Source organism: Pseudomonas cichorii, from assembly GCF_015471405.1.
GTDB classification, from domain to species: domain Bacteria; phylum Pseudomonadota; class Gammaproteobacteria; order Pseudomonadales; family Pseudomonadaceae; genus Aquipseudomonas; species Aquipseudomonas serbiensis.
Window position 1 is genome coordinate 185,019 of record NZ_BLVZ01000005.1, and the last position, 16,671, is coordinate 201,689.

Here is a 16,671-nt window from a genome sequence, read left to right on the forward strand (position 1 = left end):
CCTGCAAACACCAGCCTATTTATGCCGCCAGCGATAAATGGCCAATAGCCGATTGTTGCAGTCAAGTTCTGGCTCTACACTCGCTAACCCGGTTTTGCATCAAACCGGCATCATTACCATGAACAGGGAATGCATCATGTTGCGCAAACTTTCGTTGGTCATTGCCGTGTCGTGTGCCTGCAGCGTACAGGCACGGGCAGCGGATGCGCCTCTTCCGACCAAGACCGGGCTGGTGAATGTCTACCAGCAAGCCGTGGACAACAACGCCGACCTTGCAGCGGCACGCGCCGATTACGACGCCCGCAAGGAAGTGGTGCCCCAGGCCCGCGCCGGCTTGCTGCCCAACCTTTCAGCCAGTGCTCAGGCCAACAACACCCGCACCAGCATCGACCAGCCCAGCGCCATTGCCACCCGCAGCGGCACGGTCTATCAGGCGACCCTGAGCCAGCCGATCTTCCGCGCCGATCGCTGGTTCCAGTTGCAGGCCGCCGAAGCCGTCAATGAACAGGCGGCCCTTGAACTCTCGGCCACCGAGCAGAACCTGATCCTGGAGTCAGCCCAGAGTTATTTCGCGGTATTGCGCGCCCAGGACAACCTGGCGTCGACCAAGGCTGAAGAGGCGGCTTTCAAGCGCCAGCTGGATCAGGCCAACGAACGGTTCGATGTCGGCCTTTCCGACAAGACCGATGTCTTGCAGGCCCAGGCCAGCTACGACACCGCACGGGCCAACCGGATCATCGCCAAGCGTCAGGTGGACGATGCCTTCCAGGCGCTGGTGACGCTGACCAATCGCGAATACAACTCCATCGAAGGCATCGTCCACACCTTGCCGGTACTGGCCCCGATCCCCAACGATGCCAAGGCCTGGGTCGATACCGCCGCCCAACAGAACCTGAACCTGCTGGCCAGCAACTATGCCGTCAGCGCCGCCGAGGAAACCCTGCGCCAGCGCAAGGCCGGTCACGCGCCGACCCTCGATGCAGTCGCCACTTACCAGCGCGGCGACAACGACGCACTGGGCTTCAGCAACCCCAACTATACGGGCCGCAACTATGGCGGCGATGTGGAACAACGCAGCATCGGCGTGCAGTTGAATATCCCGATCTACAGCGGCGGCCTGACCAGTTCGCAAGTACGCGAAGCCTATTCCCGCCTGACCCAGAGCGAACAGCGCCGTGAAAGCCTGCGCCGTCAGGTGGTGGAAAACACCCGCAACCTGCACCGGGCCGTGAATACCGATGTGGAACAGGTGCAGGCCCGCAAGCAGTCGATCATCTCCAACCAGAGCGCTCTGGAAGCCACGGAAATCGGCTATCAGGTCGGGACCCGCAATATCGTCGACGTACTAGATGCACAGCGTCAGCTATATGCCTCGGTGCGTAATTACAACAACACCCGCTATGACTACATCATCGACAACCTGCGCCTGAAACAGGCGGCTGGCACCCTGAGCCCGGGAGACTTGCAGGACCTGTCGCGCTATCTGAAGTCCGACTACAACCCGGACAAGGATTTCCTGCCACCGGATCTGGCAGCAGCGGCGCAGAAGAATTTCGAGAAACCGGCACAGCGACAGTAAATGCCGAGCCCGGGTGTAGGAGCGAATTCATTCGCGAAGGCCAAATTCGCGAATGAAGTCGCTCCTACAAACGCAGGGCAACTCCATCCAGCAGGCGCTGCAACGCGCCTTGATTGGCCTTCATCACTCCCGTCCCGGCATCCGCCATGGTCCGCGCCAGTTTTGGCTGATCGAACAGACGCTGCACCGCTACCGCCAGCGCAACCGAGTCACTCACCTCTTCCAGCGCCCCGGCCTGACGCAGCAAGGCGGCAATTTCCAGGAAGTTGAACAGGTGCGGACCGCTCAGCACGGGCTTGGCCAGTGCCGCGGGCTCCAGCAGGTTGTGTCCGCCATTGGGCACCAGGCTGCCGCCGACGAAGGCGTTGTCTGCCAGCGCATACAGAAACAGCAGTTCACCCATGGTGTCGCCCAGCAGCACTGACGTATCAGGCGTGACTGCCTGCCCGGATGAGCGCCGCACGGTTGTGAAACCTTGCTGCTGACACAAGGCATGCACGCTGTCGAAACGCTCGGGATGGCGCGGCACCAGAATCAGCAAGGCATCAGGATGGCTCGACAGCAACTGACGATGGGCCGCCAGTACGCTTTCGTCTTCGCCAGCATGGGTGCTTGCTGCAATCCAGACCGGCCGCTGCGTCGCCTGCCACTGCTCGCGCAGTTGTGCAGCCTGAACGGGAAGCTGCGGATCGATAATCAGGTCGAACTTGATCGAGCCGGTCACCGTCACGCATTCAGGACGTGCGCCCAGATCACGAAAGCGCTGGGCCTCCGCTTCGGTCTGCACGGCAAACCAGCTCATGGCTGCCAGCATCGGGCGGGTCAGCCCTGCAAAGCGAGCGTAGCCACGAGCCGAGCGCTCCGACAGCCGCGCATTGGCGAGCACCACGGGAATATTGCGCCTGGCACACTGGTGAATGTGATTGGGCCATAACTCGGTTTCCATGATGATGCCGAGGCGAGGCTGCACATGATCCAGAAAGCGTCCCGCCGCCCAAGGCAGGTCATAAGGCAGATAACAGTGCTGGATCCGTGGCTCATTGGCGAACATCGCCTTGATCCGCTCCGAACCTGTCGGAGTCATGCAGGTCACAGTAATCGGCAACGCCGGGTATTGCGCCAGCAAGGCACGAATCATGGGAGCCGCGGCGATGCTCTCGCCCACCGACACCGCATGCACCCAGATGCCACCACGCTGCATCGCAGGCAGGCCGATAGCAAAACGCTCGCCGATTCGCTGGCGATACGCAGGCGCCTTGCGTGCTCGCAACCACAGCCGCAGGGCAACCAGCGGCAAGCCAAGATGAAACAACAGGGTATAAAGAGTTCTATTCATGGGCGCGGAGTTTATCAGCACGCCTCATCAAAGCCACGACCTCGTGCAGGCGTGAACACACTTGCCCGTGGCGCACGCAATGCCATGGCCGCCGGAAGAAATCGCTAAGATACGCAGCCCCCAAGGAGAGACACCATGACTGCCTACTATCTGCTGGCCATCGCGATCTGCGCCGAAGTCATCGCCACCACATCCATGAAAGCCGTCAAAGGTCTGAGCACACCGCTGCCTTTGCTGCTGGTGATCGCCGGCTACGGCATTGCCTTCTGGATGCTGATTCTGGTGATGCGCACAATTCCGGTGGGCATTACCTATGCCATCTGGTCAGGCATGGGGATCGTCATGGTGAGTATCGCGGCGTTCTTTATCTATGGTCAGAAACTGGATCTTCCGGCCTTGCTGGGCATGGGAATGATCGTGCTCGGGGTGGTGGTCATCCAGTTGTTCTCGAAAACCGCCGGGCATTGAAATCGCGATCCCCTATAATGGCCCATTCTTCACGCCACTGAGGTGTCCATGCCATCTGTTATTTCCACTGACGTCCTGATTGTCGGAGGCGGTGTTGCCGGTCTCTGGCTCAATGCCCGGTTACGTCGTCAAGGGTTCTCGACAGTCCTGGTAGAAAGCGCGAGCCTGGGTGGCGGGCAAAGCCTGAAGTCACAGGGCATCATCCATGGCGGTGCCAAGTACGCTCTGCATGGTGCGCTGTCAGGTGCCTCCGAAGCGATTGCCGACATGCCGCGCCGCTGGCGTGAATCCCTCAATGGCACAGGCGAGCTGGATCTGTCGGGTGTTCGTCTGCTGTCCGAGGCCCACTATCTATGGTCGCCCGGCACCATCGCCGGCAACCTGACCAGCTTCTTCGCCAGCAAGGCTGTGCGCGGGCGCGTGGATCAGGTCAAGGGCGAGCAACTGCCGCCCGCGCTGCAAAACCCGAAATTCAAAGGCAAGGTGTATCGACTGGCCGAACTGGTAGTCGATGTGCCAAGCCTGATCGAGCGTCTTGCCGAACTGGCCGGTGACAGCCTGCTTGCCGCTCAGCAGATCGAACCCCTGCATGAAAATGGCGAACTGGCAGGCTTGCGCGTGGATGGTCGCGAGATCCGCGCTCAGCGAGTGGTGCTCAGCGCCGGTCCGGGCAATGCGGACCTGCTTGAAACCCTGGGCATTTCCCAGCCCAGGATGCAGCGCCGCCCCTTGCATATGGTGCTGGTCAAAGGCCCGACCCTGAAGCCGTTGTACGCTCATTGCCTGGGCGGCGGCCCCAAGCCGCGCATTACCGTCACCACTCATCCTGCGGCCGATGGTCAGTGGGTCTGGTATCTGGGCGGCGACCTTGCCGAAGCCGATGGCGTGGCCCGCGAGCCTGCTGCCCAGATCGCAACGGCCCGCAAGGAGCTGGAGTCGCTCCTGCCATGGATCGACCTGAGCCAGGCGCAGTGGGCCACCTTGCGTGTCGATCGGGCAGAACCGGCTCAATCAGGCCTGGTGCGTCCAGACAACGCCTTTCTGGATGTCCAGCAGCGCCTCATGGTCGGCTGGCCGACCAAACTGGCCCTGGCACCGGACTTTTCCGACCGCGTCCTGGCAGCCCTGTCGAACGATGGCATCCATCCGACGCCTCAGCCATCCACGACCGACCTGCCCAAACCGCCTCTGGCGATACCTGTCTGGGATCAACTGCTGCCATGACCGTCAAAACCCTGCATGACCTGCATCGCCCGTTGGGCAGCACCGGCCTGAGCATTTCGCCACTGGGCCTGGGCACCGTCAAACTGGGCCGCGATCAAGGCGTGAAGTACCCCAATGGCTTCACGATCCCCGACGATCAGCAAGCACAAATGCTGTTGAAGATGGCCCGCGACATGGGCATCAACCTGATCGACACGGCACCGGCCTACGGCACCAGCGAAGAACGCCTTGGCCCGCTGCTACGCGGCCAGCGTCAGGACTGGGTGATTGTCAGCAAGGTGGGAGAAGAGTTCGAGAGCGGGCAATCGCGTCATGACTTCAGCGCGGGGCACACACGACTGTCGGTGGAGCGCAGCCTGAAACGTCTTGAAACCGATTTCATCGATCTGGTTCTGGTGCATTCGGACGGCAACGATCTGGCGATTCTCAACGAAACAGAGGTCTATCAGACGCTGGCCGATCTCAAGCGCGAAGGCAAGATTCGTGGCTTCGGCTTTTCCGGCAAGACGGTCGAAGGAGGCCTGCTGGCATTGCGCGAAGGCGACTGTGCGATGGTCACCTACAATCTCAATGAGCAGGGTGAAAAGCCGGTTCTGGACTACGCTGCTGCCCACGGTAAAGGGATTCTGGTGAAGAAAGCATTAGCCAGCGGTCATATATGCCTGAGCCCCGGAGTCGACCCGGTCCAGGCCAGTTTTCAGTTGCTGTTTGAACATCCGGGTGTTGCCAGTGCTATTGTCGGGACCATCAATCCCCTGCATCTGGCCCATAACGTTGCAAGTGCAGCTGCTGTGATTCGCCGTCAAGCCTGATGTAGGCGGCCGACCCCAACGCAAGAAGGAGCCGATATGCCGCGAACCCTGATCCGCAAAAACCCCAGCGACTTCAAGACCCTGCCGTTATTCGTCGAAGCGACTCCCGAGAGCCTGAGTTATCAGAGCGTCGGGATGCCGTTGAATTTTTCCCAGACCTTGCAGCGTCGCCGCAAGATCGAAGTGCCGGACAACGAGCGCTTTGCAACCGAACTGGCCAACCTGGGCGTGTCGATACGGCTGACCCTGCACTGGCAGAACCGTGATTACTGGGTATTGGTCAGGCAGCGACGCCAGGACCGTGGCGACGTGGTGCTCAAGCTGATTTCCGGCTATGTACCGGCTCACGAAATCACCCTGCCGCTGCACACTGCCATTCAGGAAGTCGCCGAAGAATGCCTGATAGAAACGCCTCAAGGCTGGCTGAGCGGGCGCTTCAACGACACCTGGTTGCCGGCGCCTTATGCCGCAGCGCTGCATTATCGCGAGGCCATGCCTTTTCGCCTGAGTTCTCTGTCGGGTGCGGCACGACCGGTGCGTTGCGGCAGCATGACCCTGATCGAACGTCCTCGCGCCTACGTGCATTTACCGACAGCGTCACTGCAACTGATCTACGACATGCGCCTGGAGATTCCCAAGGAAGCACGCCCTCTGAGCCTGTTTCATGTGGATGAAACCCTGGAAAAAGAACAACTGGTCGCCCGCCTCAATCGCAGCAAGCCCGATCTGTACCTGATGCCTCTGGAAAACGGAGTGCCGCTGCCCGAGCTTTATACCCTCAAGCAGGACAAGCTGGCGCCGGTCAGCACACGCGGTTTGTATCTGGCAGAAAGCTTCGCCGCCCAGGATGGCTGGGTGGTGCATGAAGAGCGGATTCGCTGGAAGGACTGGCTTCGGCAACAAGGCCTGACGCCACCTCCCAGAAAGAGCAGCCTCAACAACCTGACCGGCAAGGCCAAGGAGTTACTGCAAATGGCGCGCAAGAGCCTGAGCAAATAAGCCGTAGGAGCGAATTCATTCGCGAAATGGCCTTTCGCGAATGAATTCGCTCCTACGGGTGGTCCGCGTCACTGACCGCGGATTTTCTCGACAATGGCGGTGGTCGAGCTGTTTTCCACCAGCCCCAACACCTTCACTTCACCGCCATAGGCCTGGACGATTTCAGCGCCGACCACCTGGTCGATCCCGTAATCTCCGCCCTTGACCAGCACGTCCGGTTTGACGTGGCGCAGCAGGTTTTCAGGCGTGCCTTCAGGGAAGCTGATCACCCAGTCCACAGCGCCCAGACCGGCCAGAACGGCCATGCGGCGGTCAACGCTGTTGATGGGGCGGCCCGGCCCCTTGAGGCGGCTGACGGATGCATCGTCATTGATCGCAACGATCAGGCGATCACCCTGAGCACGAGCCTGTTCCAGATAGGTCACATGCCCTGCATGCAGAATGTCGAAACAGCCATTGGTGAAGACGATCTTCTCCTGATGCGCACGAGCGTCGTCGATGGCCAGCAACAGTTGCTCCAGCCCCAGGACACCACGCTCGGAGCCTTCTTCACGCTGGATAGCACGCCGCAGCTCCGGGGCGCTGATCGCCGCAGTACCCAGCTTGCCGACGACGATGCCCGCCGCCAGATTCGCCAGAGCCACGGCATGGGGCAGATCCTCGCCAGCAGCGATGGCAGCCGCCAGAGTGGAAATGACCGTATCTCCGGCACCGGTCACATCGAATACTTCACGGGCCCGAGCGGGCAGATGCAAGGCCGGGTGCTCAGGGCGCAGCAGGGTCATGCCATGCTCACCGCGTGTCACCAGCAGAGCACCAAGTTCCAGGTCGTGCATCAACTGCGCGCCCTTGGCGACCAGATCACCTTCGTCGACACAATGACCGACGATAGCCTCAAACTCGCTCAGGTTCGGAGTAATCAGGCTGGCACCGCGATAGATGGCAAAGTCCTTGCCCTTGGGATCGGCCAGCACCGGAATGCCACGATCACGCGCAGCCTTGATCAGCACCTGATGGTTTTTCAGCGCGCCTTTGCCGTAATCGGAAAGCACCAGCACCTTGATGCCATCAAGCAAGGTATCGACTTCCACGCTCAAGGCCAGAGCATCGGTCATGAAGGGTTCTTCGAAGTCGATGCGCAGCAATTGCTGGTGACGGCTCATGACCCGCAACTTGACGATGGTCGGCTGATGGGCAATGCGCTGGAAGTGCGCACGCACGCCGGCAGCCTTCAAGCTATTGGCCAGACTGTTGGCAGCCTCGTCTTCGCCCGTCACACCGACCAGCGAAGCAGGTGCGCCAAGAGCGGCAATGTTCAGGGCAACGTTGGCAGCACCGCCTGGACGATCTTCGATCTGATCGACCTTGACTACAGGCACCGGCGCCTCAGGAGAGATCCGTGAGGTACCACCATGCCAGTAACGGTCGAGCATGACGTCGCCGACCACAAGGACAGGCGCTTGATCGAAACGCGGCATGGACAACTTCATGGAAACTCCGAGGGCAAAAAACGACGCGGATCATAACATAGCCAATTTGGCTCAAGACGCCAGCAAGCAGCTATACCTTTTCAGTGGAAGACCGGGGCTTTACGTCCTGCACCCAGAACAACTCATGCCGCCGTACAGCCTTGCGGAAAAACTCGTTATCTCCGGTAGCAGGCCAGCGCCGGCCAGCCAGTAACTGTTGTATCCACCGCCGGACCTGCTTTTTGAAAGGCAGCGGATCCTGCAGGTCATGCTGCATGGCCAGAGCCATTGCCTTGTCAATGCGTTGAGCATCATCCAGAAGGATGCTGCAGACAGGCAATGGCTTCACAGGAGCCGTCGCAGGTGGCAAGGCGATGCCATACCCCGCAGGTCCCATGGGCCAGCGATCATTGTCATGCAAGTGATTGGCATACAACAACAACGTAGCGGGTCGCCACTCACTCAACTCAATGGCCTGCAGCAACGCTTCGGTCGCCGCGACATGGTCACGGTGAGGATCCAGCTCCAGATGCGGCGTGACAACTACTTGCGGTCTGAAATGTTCCAGAACACGCACAATATCAGCCACCAGATTCGTCCAGGTGGGAAGGCCATCGGCCTCGGAGGGCAAGGCAAACGCCGAAGCCTGGCGCCAGAGACGAATATCGCTTTCTCCAGACTCACGGGACCCGAACGGCACTGTCGGCTGCTCCTGCATTTCGGCAAGGCGCAGGCAGTAATAACCCAACTGGACACAATGGTCCTGAGCCACACCGCCCCATAAAGGCACAGCCAGGCTATCCCAGGTCCGCAAGCGCCCCTTGAGCACCGCAGCTTGCACAGGGTCCAGCCCCAAACGACGATAACTGTCGGCTTCTATCTCGCCCTGAGTCAGGGTCATGATCGCAGCGTCAGGTGCGCGACTGTAAAGGCCGAAGGCAGCAAGCTCTGCATCATCGGCATGAGGTGCCAGCACCAGGAGCGACTGGGCGCTGTAATCGGGGTTGCTCATGGCATAAAGCGTGAGCGAGCCGACGGACTTGCAGCGGCATGGCGCAAAAGAAAGCGTCCCTTGCAGCAAGGCAGCTTCCTGGCCGGACAGGTTCAAATAGCGCTTGCCTGCGACACCGCGCTCAAAATCCTGACGATCACTGCCCAGCCGCACGTAAGGATCAAGCCAGCGTCCCAGCCAGCTGGCTTTCAACTCGACAGCCAGAATCAATGTATCGCCGCCTGACAGCGATGTGCCGGCCGCCAGTTCCAGCTTGCCATTGCGCAATCCGACTTCGAGGGTTCGGGCACTGTCAGGGAAGTCGTAGCAGTAGTCGCTGTCCGGCTCGTAGAACAAGTGATCTGCAAACCAGGCTTCGTGAGCCAGCCACGCCAGAAACACAAGCGCAGGCGGCAACCACCATGCCACAAGAACCCCCACCAGAATCAGTACACCCAGCACCAAAACGGCCAGGTAACGCTTGCGTCGCCTGTGGCGTTTAAGCAACTCGTCCTTACGCCCGCTCATGGCAGCCCTCATCTTTAAATCTGATACACCGGATGAGTGTTACACCACCGGCTTTTGTATTCCCGATCCGCGCGCCCAAACGAATAACGCAAGGGTTTGCCTAGGGAATCTGCATATTCCCATTGAGCCTGAGTGTTCACAAAACTCAGAACACTGCCTGGGCTCAACTCATTGAACTGCGGATCGACACCGCCGTTCACGTACTCAAGACTTACCCATTCAGGAGCCTCGACACGGTACAGAACCTGTATGGCCGCAGGACGGTCGGCAACGTACACGACAGAACCTGTCATGAACTCCCGCAGAAGGGAAAACACCTCGACCAGATGGTCCTTGCCGGGCACATCAAACCCCCAGCGCTTGTGAAACAGATCGGCGTAGATCGACGCCTGTTCCTGGGAGGTCAGTTCACTCATCGGGCGGATCAGCCCGCCAGCTTCCTCCAGCAGGCGTTGTTCACGGCGCTGGTTATAACGGAACTTCTTGCTGTATTCCTCGGGGCGACGGGCCAGCGCCAGACCTTCGGACTGGATGCGCAGGTTGCCGATCCGGCCACTGTTGAGCTCCGAGACATAGCGCATGCGGTGCCGCACTGGCACGCTGCAATCCTGGGCCACGGGCAGGATGATCTCGGAGTTACCCAGATCGAACATGCCCCGCAACCCTTTGCGCTTGGTGACATCACGCGAAAGGGCAATATGACGCCCCCAGGAAGGCAGCGCGGCAATTGTCTGGCCATCGCGCACTACGCCCAGATAACGCACGGGAATACCGACCAGCGATGACAATCGTTCTATGACCTGAGGATGGGTGGCAACGCTGCCACCATAGCGCGCCCAGACCTGGGCATACTCGTCTGCATCGATAGGGGTCCAGCCACGTTCACGCCAACTGCGAAGATGCCCGAGAATCAAAGGGCGCCTCCTGTAACGCCCTCGCTTTCTTCCTTGAAATCCTTCTCGTGAAGACGCGCGTAGTAACCATTGAGAGCAAGCAATTGCTCATGGGTACCGCGCTCGACAATCTGGCCACGGTCCATGACCAGGATCAGATCAGCCTTCTCGATGGTCGTCAGGCGGTGAGCGATGACCAGAGTCGTGCGGCCCTTGACCACTTCATCCAGTGCAGCCTGGATATGGCGCTCGGATTCGGTATCGAGTGCCGAGGTCGCTTCATCGAGGATCAGCAGCGGCGCATTCTTAAGCAGGGCACGAGCAATCGCCAGACGTTGACGCTGACCACCGGAAAGCAGAACACCGTTCTCGCCCACCAGGGTCTCGTAACCCTGAGGCATCTGTAAGATGAACTCGGCGGCATAGGCGGCTTCGGCGGCCTTTTGCACATCTTCGATGGGCGCACCGGCAAGATCACCGTAGGCGATGTTGTTGGTGACGGTATCGTTGAACAAGGTGACCTGCTGGTTCACCAGCGCGATGTGCTGGCGCAGATTGTTCAGTTTGTAATCTTCTACATCGACACCATCGAGAAGGATCTGCCCTTCGCTGTGGTGATAGAAACGCGGAATCAGGTTGGCCAGTGTGGATTTCCCGCTACCCGAGCGTCCCACCAGCGCGACCATCTGCCCCGGCTCGGCAGTGAAGGAAATATCCTTGAGCACCGGCGTCTCGACATTGGGATAGGCGAACGTCAGGTTACGCACTTCCAGACGACCGGAAACATGTTCCTGCTCGCATGTGCCGCTGTCCACTTCAGGCTCTTCGTCCAGTTGCTCGAAAATGTTTTCGGCAGCCGCCAGGCCTTTCTGGATGGTCGCACTCACTTCCGAAAGCTGACGAATCGGCTTTGGCAACAGGCCTGCCGCAGTGATGTAAGCGATCAGTTCACCAGCAGAAGCATCGCCACGCATGTACAGCACCAGATACATCAAAATCGCCATCGCCACATAAATGACAAGCTGCAGCATGGGCGTGTAGATGGACTGCGTGCGGGTCATGCCGAGGCTGCGGTTCATGTTACTGGCGCTGGCATCCTGAAAACGCTGCTTCTCGTATGTCTCTCCGCCGAAACTGCGTACAACCCGATAACCCTGAATCGCCTCTGAAGCGACATGGGTAACGTCGCCCATCGCTTCCTGGATTTTCTTGCTTTGCTTGCGAAATTTCTTGCTGGCGCTGCTGACCATGACCGCGATGATCGGCAGGATGGCCAGCATGACGAGGGTCATTTTCCAGTTGCTGTACAGCAGGTAACCGATCAGGAATACAACCGTGAACCCTTCACGAATCACCACTTTGATTGCATCGGTGGCCGCACCGGTCACCATGGTCACGTTGTAGGTGATACGTGAAATCAAGTGGCCGGAATTGTGGTTATCGAAATAACGGTTTGGCAGGGTCAGCAGGTTATCGAACAAGGAGCAACGCAGGTCATGAACAACCCCGCGAGCCACTTTGGCCAGGTAATAGTTACCCAAAAATGAGCCTATGCCTTGGTAGACCGCAATGAGTACAATCAGCAGCGGCACCCCGAGGATCAGCGACACACCGAGAAACTTGGTGCCGTCCGGCTCCTGCAAGGCGTTGAGAAAGTGTTTGAGCATGTCGGCCAGCATCGGCTGACTGGAGGCGAACAAAAGAAAGCCAATGATACTGACGGCAAACGCCCTCCAGTAGGGGAGCACGTATTTCAACAATCTCAGATAGATTTTCATGCTTGACTGCTGGGTAGAACTGGCCATTAACGCGCCCCGTACCATTCAAAAGAGAGACAGATGCGCATTGTAACAGCGAACCAAATGCAAGATTGGCTAACCGAAGGGACCGTACTGGAAAAAGACAGCCATGGCCCCAAGGTCATCAGCCTTGCCAGCGGTGAGCTATTGAAGATTTTTCGCAGCAGGCGCCATCCACTGCTGGTTCGCCTGAACCCCGATGCACAGCGCTTTTATCAGCAAAGCTGTCGCCTGCGCGAACGAGGCATCAGCACGCCACAGGTCAATGATGTTTTCTGGGTAGAACCTGCAAAAGGTATCAGCGCATGCCTTTATCAACCCTTGCCAGGCACCCCGCTGGACTCACTCTACAAGCAGTCGTTTGAAGCCTTCATGAATCTGCTGCCCGAGCTTGCCCAGTACATCCATTTCCTGCATCAACGTGGCATCTATTTCCGCTCATTGCACCTTGGCAATGTGCTGCGTACGCCCGACCAGGGTTTTGGGCTGATCGACTTCCTCGACACCCGCTTCAAGAGAAAGCCGCTAAGCAAATCGATGGTCAGACGCAACTTCCAGCATCTGCAGAACTACCTGCGACGCAGCAAGATTTCCGACTTTCCGTGGGAAGAGCTGATGCGCTCTTATGAGCTGGCAGCGACCAAGGCAGTCGCCTGAGACAAGCCCTCTCCCGATGCGAGAGGGCGGATCAGCAAGTACGGTTATCCTTTAGAGAAAAGCTTAAGCACTAACCGGTCAAGAAGACTCATCGGGCCGCCCGCCGAAAACTCACCCGATAGATGCTGAAAAACAACTTCAGACTGCTTGAAGTAATCAAGATGCTGCCTCGCGAAAAGCATCCCCTGTTCCGCTATACGGGCAAGTAGTGCGGGGTCGCTGCGTAACAAAGCCAGCTTCTCCGAGAACTCGTTATCGTCACTGTAGAGCATGACGTTGACGCCATCCTCAAGCCCAAGAGCCTGCTCTTCACCGTGCCCTTGGCGGTAGGCCAGCAATACACAACCGCAAGCCATGGCCTCGAAGTTTTTCGCCATATATTCGCCAAGCCCGATATCGGCACTGACAAATACTCGAATGCGATTGAGCGCTTCACGATACTCATCGCCGGGCGCAGTTCGCATGAGCTCAAGCTGATAACGATCAACAGCCTGCTGCAGGAAATCACGCCGCTCACGGTATGTATCACTGCCCAGACGACCGATGAACCCTAGTTCGATATCGCGCTCGGCACCATTGGCATACAGCGAGGAAGAGTTATAACCCTTGGCCAGAAAACGGGTATCAACGCCCAGTTCCCGAAAGCGCTCGGCCACCCAAAAGCCCGTCATGATTATTTTGGCGTGGGGAATCTTGCGATAGAAAGCAGAGAATTTTCCCTGCCACCGAGAACCGGAAATGAATTCCTGGCAGGCGTCTTCCTCGTAGATCAGCAACCCTGAAATACGCTTGAGCTGGCGAGCCTGCTTGCACAGGTATCGGAAGAGCAGATCAACCACGACCCTGTCATAGAGCGAGAAATCGATCGCACTCAATACACGGCCCAACTGTTTGTGCTGGTCACGGTCAACGTGGCGCACTTCCACATCGGCAAAGCGCTTGAGCCCTTCCCACAACTGGCGGTTGTCGGGTTCTCTCGGAGTACAGGTCAGCACCAGAATGCGCATCAGCGCTTCCCGAACTTGAGCGCCTTGCGCAAGTAACTCCACTTCAGAGCCTGCAAGGGACTGAAACGAAGAGCACGCAGATAATAACGACGCGCTACGGAGTAATCGCCAGCCAGTTGAGCGGCACGGAACAACGAGAGATAGACCTGAGCCGAATAGCGAGGCAGAAGAGACCTGCACTCGTCCGGCAGGTGCGCAAATACTTCCTTGATCAACCCTGTGGCCACGCTTTCTTCATCGGCACGGCTATGGCGCAAGCTATCGGCGTGCTTATAGATACGCGCTATTGGCTGATGAACCAGAGCAACCGGAGCACTGACCAGGGCATAGGCAAACACCGGTATATCCTCGCCCGAGCGCAGGCTTTGCGGATAAGGGCGCTTGAGCAGAAGATCGCGCCGCAGCAGGGTGCAGCAATGGGAAACAGCGATTTTCTTCTGCAACAGATACCGGCGCACCAACTGCTCCGGGCTGCCCTGGGCCGGCGTCGGCTGGCGAACCCGCTCACGCCCGTCCGGGTAGACCGAGATCTGGCCTCCCAGCACCAAACCCGCATCAGGATTGTCAATCACCGCCTTGCGCATCGAAGCCAGCGCATCCGGCAACAGCTCGTCATCGGCGTCCAGCATCAGGGCATAGCGCCCCCGAGCCAGGCGCACACCATGATTACGCGCTGCCGCCGCACCCGCATTGGCTTGATGCACAACGGTCATGCCACTGCCATGGCGGGCCTGATAATCATCAAGCACCCGCTGGGTATCGTCGGTGGAACCATCATTGACGACAACCAGCTCAACATCGTCGGTCAACTGAGACAGCACTGAATCAATCGCTCGCGGCAACAACAAGGCATAGTTGTAAGCGGGGATGACGACGCTGATCAGTGGCTCAGGCATTCTCGTACGTATCCACGCCGTCCTTGACGACCAGAATGTCTTCCATGATCAGGTACTGCAGATCCGACCCGAAGAACATGTTCAGCGCATCGGTGGGCGAGCAGATCATCGGCTCACCGCGACGGTTGAGCGAGGTGTTGAGCGACACACCGTTGCCGGTCAGGTTTTCCAATGCCTTCATCATGTCGTAGTAGCGCGGGTTGTATTCGCGCTTGAGTACCTGGGCACGGGACGTTCCGTCTTCGTGGACGACTTCCGGCACGCGGGTCTTCCACTCTTCAGCCACTTCGAAGGTGAAGGTCATGAACGGCGCCGGGTGATCGATGGTGATCATCTGCGGCGCCACGGTGTCGAGCATCGACGGGCAGAAAGGCCTCCAGCGCTCGCGGAACTTGATCTGTTCGTTGATGCGGTTGGCAACGCCCGGAATGCTTGGGCAACCGATGATAGAACGACCACCCAGCGCACGCGGACCGAACTCCATGCGGCCCTGGAACCACGCCACCGGATTGCCTTCGACCATGATTCGGGCGATGCGCTCGGGGGTATTTTCGATCTGGCGCCAGACCGGCTTGTCCGGGTGACGGGCGCAGGCTGCGATCACGTCCTCGTTGCTGTAGGCCGGGCCGAGGTAGACGTGCTCCATCTTCTCGACCGGCACGCCACGAGCGTGAGAGACATAAGCCGCTGCACCGACCGCCGTACCGGCGTCGCCGGAGGCTGGCTGGACGAACAGTTCTTTCACTTCCGGACGGGCAATGATGCGCTGGTTCAGCTTCACGTTCAGCGCACAGCCGCCCGCGAAGGCGATCTTGCCGGTTTCCTTGAGGATGTCACCCAGGTAGTGATCCATCATTTGCAACGCCAGTTTCTCGAACAGCGCCTGCATGCTGGCGGCGTAGTGGATGTAAGGCTCATCGGCCACATCGCCTACACGTTTCGGACCCAGCCATTCGATCAGTTTCGGCGAGAAGTAGAAGCCCTTGCCGTTCTCTTTATAGCGACGCAGGCCGATGACGTTGGCCAGCTCGGTATTGATGATCAGCTCGCCGTTTTCAAAGGTCGCCAGACGCGAGAAGTCGTACTTGCTGGCATCGCCATACGGCGCCATGCCCATGACCTTGAACTCGCCGTCGAGCATCTCGAAACCGAGGAATTCGGTGATCGCGCCATACAGGCCGCCGAGGGAGTCCGGGTCGAAGAATTCCTTGATCTTGTGGATCTTGCCGTTTTCGCCATAGCCGAAGAAGGTCGTGGCGTACTCACCCTTGCCGTCGATACCCATGATCGCGGTCTTTTCCTTGAAACCGGAACAGTGGTAGGCGCTGGAAGCGTGGGCCAGGTGGTGCTCGACCGGCTCGATCTTGATCTTTTTCGGATCGAAGCCCAATTGCTCGAGGCACCAGACGATCTTGTTGCGGTAGCGCTTGTAACGGCGGTTGCCCATCAACAGTGCATCGAGTGCGCGGTCAGGTGCGTACCAGTAACGCTTGGCGTAGTGCCAGCGAGCCTTGCCGAACAGGCTGATCGGCGCGAACGGAATCGCCACCACATCGACGTCCGAAGGCTTGATGCCTGCCTGCTCCAGGCAGAACTTCGCCGACTCGTAGGGCATGCGGTTCTTTGCATGTTTATCGCGAACGAAACGCTCTTCTTCAGCCGCCGCAATCAGCTTGCCGTCGATATAAAGCGCTGCGGAAGGATCATGGCTAAGGGCGCCGGACAGGCCAAGGATCGTCAATGCCACTAGGGTCTAGCCTCTTTAGTCTGCATGCAGGCGCATCGCGCCCGATAAAAGGTGTGCCCCCCGCACTGCGGGCCAGGGACAGCTAAAGCGCGCGATTATAGCGTAATGACCGGGGATTTGGCTCGGGGACTGAAAGCCGATCCGAATATATAGACAGGCTTTGCATCCAATAACTATCTACGCCCTCGCTGCGCACTGCTTCTGATTGATTGAGCCCATCACTGTCGGCCCGACGGCCCTCAATCAAACCTCAGCGCTTGAAGTGC

General features: G+C 58.8%; 14 protein-coding genes. 6 read left to right on the plus strand and 8 right to left on the minus strand.

Annotated features, from left to right (window positions below; all coding sequences use genetic code 11):
• Positions 1-136: 136 nt before the first annotated feature.
• Positions 137-1,579 carry a TolC family outer membrane protein gene (locus JL015_RS08980; RefSeq protein ID WP_201001731.1) on the plus strand — a complete coding sequence of 481 codons (1,443 nt, stop codon included), beginning with the start codon at positions 137-139 and terminating at the stop codon, positions 1,577-1,579.
• 64 nt (positions 1,580-1,643) lie between these two features.
• Here the strand turns inward: JL015_RS08980 and waaA are convergent, their stop codons facing one another.
• On the minus strand, positions 1,644-2,915 hold the full coding sequence (waaA, locus tag JL015_RS08985) for a lipid IV(A) 3-deoxy-D-manno-octulosonic acid transferase (protein WP_201018211.1): 1,272 nt from the start codon (positions 2,913-2,915) through the stop codon (positions 1,644-1,646).
• 135 nt (positions 2,916-3,050) lie between these two features.
• Here waaA and JL015_RS08990 point away from each other — a divergent pair, with 135 nt between their 5' ends.
• From JL015_RS08990 to JL015_RS09005, 4 genes are read left to right on the plus strand one after another with little or no spacing between them, the layout of a single operon-like run.
• On the plus strand, positions 3,051-3,383 hold the full coding sequence (locus JL015_RS08990; protein ID WP_025258267.1) for a DMT family transporter: 333 nt from the start codon (positions 3,051-3,053) through the stop codon (positions 3,381-3,383).
• Between the two features lie 48 nt (positions 3,384-3,431).
• Positions 3,432-4,607 (plus strand): NAD(P)/FAD-dependent oxidoreductase, encoded by a 1,176-nt coding sequence (locus tag JL015_RS08995; RefSeq protein WP_201018212.1) that lies wholly within the window; start codon positions 3,432-3,434, stop codon positions 4,605-4,607.
• Positions 4,604-5,419: an aldo/keto reductase gene (locus JL015_RS09000; RefSeq protein WP_201001725.1), complete on the plus strand. Its 816-nt coding sequence runs from the start codon at positions 4,604-4,606 to the stop codon at positions 5,417-5,419. The genes JL015_RS08995 and JL015_RS09000 overlap by 4 nt, the downstream gene beginning before the upstream one ends.
• A 36-nt stretch (positions 5,420-5,455) precedes the next feature.
• Entirely contained in the window at positions 5,456-6,418 is a 963-nt protein-coding gene (locus JL015_RS09005; protein ID WP_201018213.1) for a metal ABC transporter ATPase, read from the plus strand.
• A 68-nt stretch (positions 6,419-6,486) separates the two neighbouring features.
• Here JL015_RS09005 and hldE read toward each other — a convergent pair whose 3' ends face one another.
• From hldE to msbA, 4 genes are all read right to left on the minus strand, one after another.
• On the minus strand, positions 6,487-7,908 hold the full coding sequence (hldE, locus tag JL015_RS09010) for a bifunctional D-glycero-beta-D-manno-heptose-7-phosphate kinase/D-glycero-beta-D-manno-heptose 1-phosphate adenylyltransferase HldE (RefSeq protein WP_201001723.1): 1,422 nt from the start codon (positions 7,906-7,908) through the stop codon (positions 6,487-6,489).
• 70 nt (positions 7,909-7,978) lie between these two features.
• Positions 7,979-9,406, minus strand: coding sequence for a PIG-L deacetylase family protein (locus tag JL015_RS09015; RefSeq protein ID WP_201018214.1), 1,428 nt, complete (start codon positions 9,404-9,406; stop codon positions 7,979-7,981).
• Positions 9,407-9,420: 14 nt separating this feature from the next.
• Positions 9,421-10,317, minus strand: a complete 897-nt coding sequence (locus JL015_RS09020) for a GNAT family N-acetyltransferase (RefSeq protein WP_201018367.1) — start codon at positions 10,315-10,317, stop codon at positions 9,421-9,423.
• Positions 10,317-12,104 carry a lipid A export permease/ATP-binding protein MsbA gene (gene msbA, locus JL015_RS09025; RefSeq protein WP_201018215.1) on the minus strand — a complete coding sequence of 596 codons (1,788 nt, stop codon included), beginning with the start codon at positions 12,102-12,104 and terminating at the stop codon, positions 10,317-10,319. Before msbA ends, JL015_RS09020 begins: the two co-directional genes overlap by 1 nt.
• 57 nt (positions 12,105-12,161) lie before the next feature.
• Here msbA and JL015_RS09030 point away from each other — a divergent pair, with 57 nt between their 5' ends.
• Positions 12,162-12,755, plus strand: coding sequence for a toluene tolerance protein (locus JL015_RS09030; RefSeq protein WP_236250192.1), 594 nt, complete (start codon positions 12,162-12,164; stop codon positions 12,753-12,755).
• A 44-nt stretch (positions 12,756-12,799) separates the two neighbouring features.
• Here the strand turns inward: JL015_RS09030 and JL015_RS09035 are convergent, their stop codons facing one another.
• From JL015_RS09035 to JL015_RS09045, 3 genes are read right to left on the minus strand one after another with little or no spacing between them, the layout of a single operon-like run.
• Entirely contained in the window at positions 12,800-13,762 is a 963-nt protein-coding gene (locus tag JL015_RS09035; protein WP_201018217.1) for a glycosyltransferase family protein, read from the minus strand.
• On the minus strand, positions 13,762-14,658 hold the full coding sequence (locus JL015_RS09040) for a glycosyltransferase family A protein (protein WP_201018218.1): 897 nt from the start codon (positions 14,656-14,658) through the stop codon (positions 13,762-13,764). Before JL015_RS09040 ends, JL015_RS09035 begins: the two co-directional genes overlap by 1 nt.
• Complete coding sequence (locus JL015_RS09045; protein ID WP_201018219.1) at positions 14,651-16,405, minus strand: carbamoyltransferase family protein; 1,755 nt, start codon at positions 16,403-16,405, stop codon at positions 14,651-14,653. The genes JL015_RS09040 and JL015_RS09045 overlap by 8 nt, the downstream gene beginning before the upstream one ends.
• Between the last annotated feature and the right edge of the window lie 266 nt (positions 16,406-16,671).

Coding starts and splice junctions, on each gene's coding strand:
- JL015_RS08980 (WP_201001731.1), top strand. CDS start 137: ATGTTGCGCAAACTTTCGTTGGTCATTGCCGTGTCGTGTGCCTGCAGC.
- waaA (WP_201018211.1), bottom strand. CDS start 2,915: ATGAATAGAACTCTTTATACCCTGTTGTTTCATCTTGGCTTGCCGCTG.
- JL015_RS08990 (WP_025258267.1), top strand. CDS start 3,051: ATGACTGCCTACTATCTGCTGGCCATCGCGATCTGCGCCGAAGTCATC.
- JL015_RS08995 (WP_201018212.1), top strand. CDS start 3,432: ATGCCATCTGTTATTTCCACTGACGTCCTGATTGTCGGAGGCGGTGTT.
- JL015_RS09000 (WP_201001725.1), top strand. CDS start 4,604: ATGACCGTCAAAACCCTGCATGACCTGCATCGCCCGTTGGGCAGCACC.
- JL015_RS09005 (WP_201018213.1), top strand. CDS start 5,456: ATGCCGCGAACCCTGATCCGCAAAAACCCCAGCGACTTCAAGACCCTG.
- hldE (WP_201001723.1), bottom strand. CDS start 7,908: ATGAAGTTGTCCATGCCGCGTTTCGATCAAGCGCCTGTCCTTGTGGTC.
- JL015_RS09015 (WP_201018214.1), bottom strand. CDS start 9,406: ATGAGCGGGCGTAAGGACGAGTTGCTTAAACGCCACAGGCGACGCAAG.
- msbA (WP_201018215.1), bottom strand. CDS start 12,104: ATGGCCAGTTCTACCCAGCAGTCAAGCATGAAAATCTATCTGAGATTG.
- JL015_RS09030 (WP_236250192.1), top strand. CDS start 12,162: ATGCAAGATTGGCTAACCGAAGGGACCGTACTGGAAAAAGACAGCCAT.
- JL015_RS09035 (WP_201018217.1), bottom strand. CDS start 13,762: ATGCGCATTCTGGTGCTGACCTGTACTCCGAGAGAACCCGACAACCGC.
- JL015_RS09040 (WP_201018218.1), bottom strand. CDS start 14,658: ATGCCTGAGCCACTGATCAGCGTCGTCATCCCCGCTTACAACTATGCC.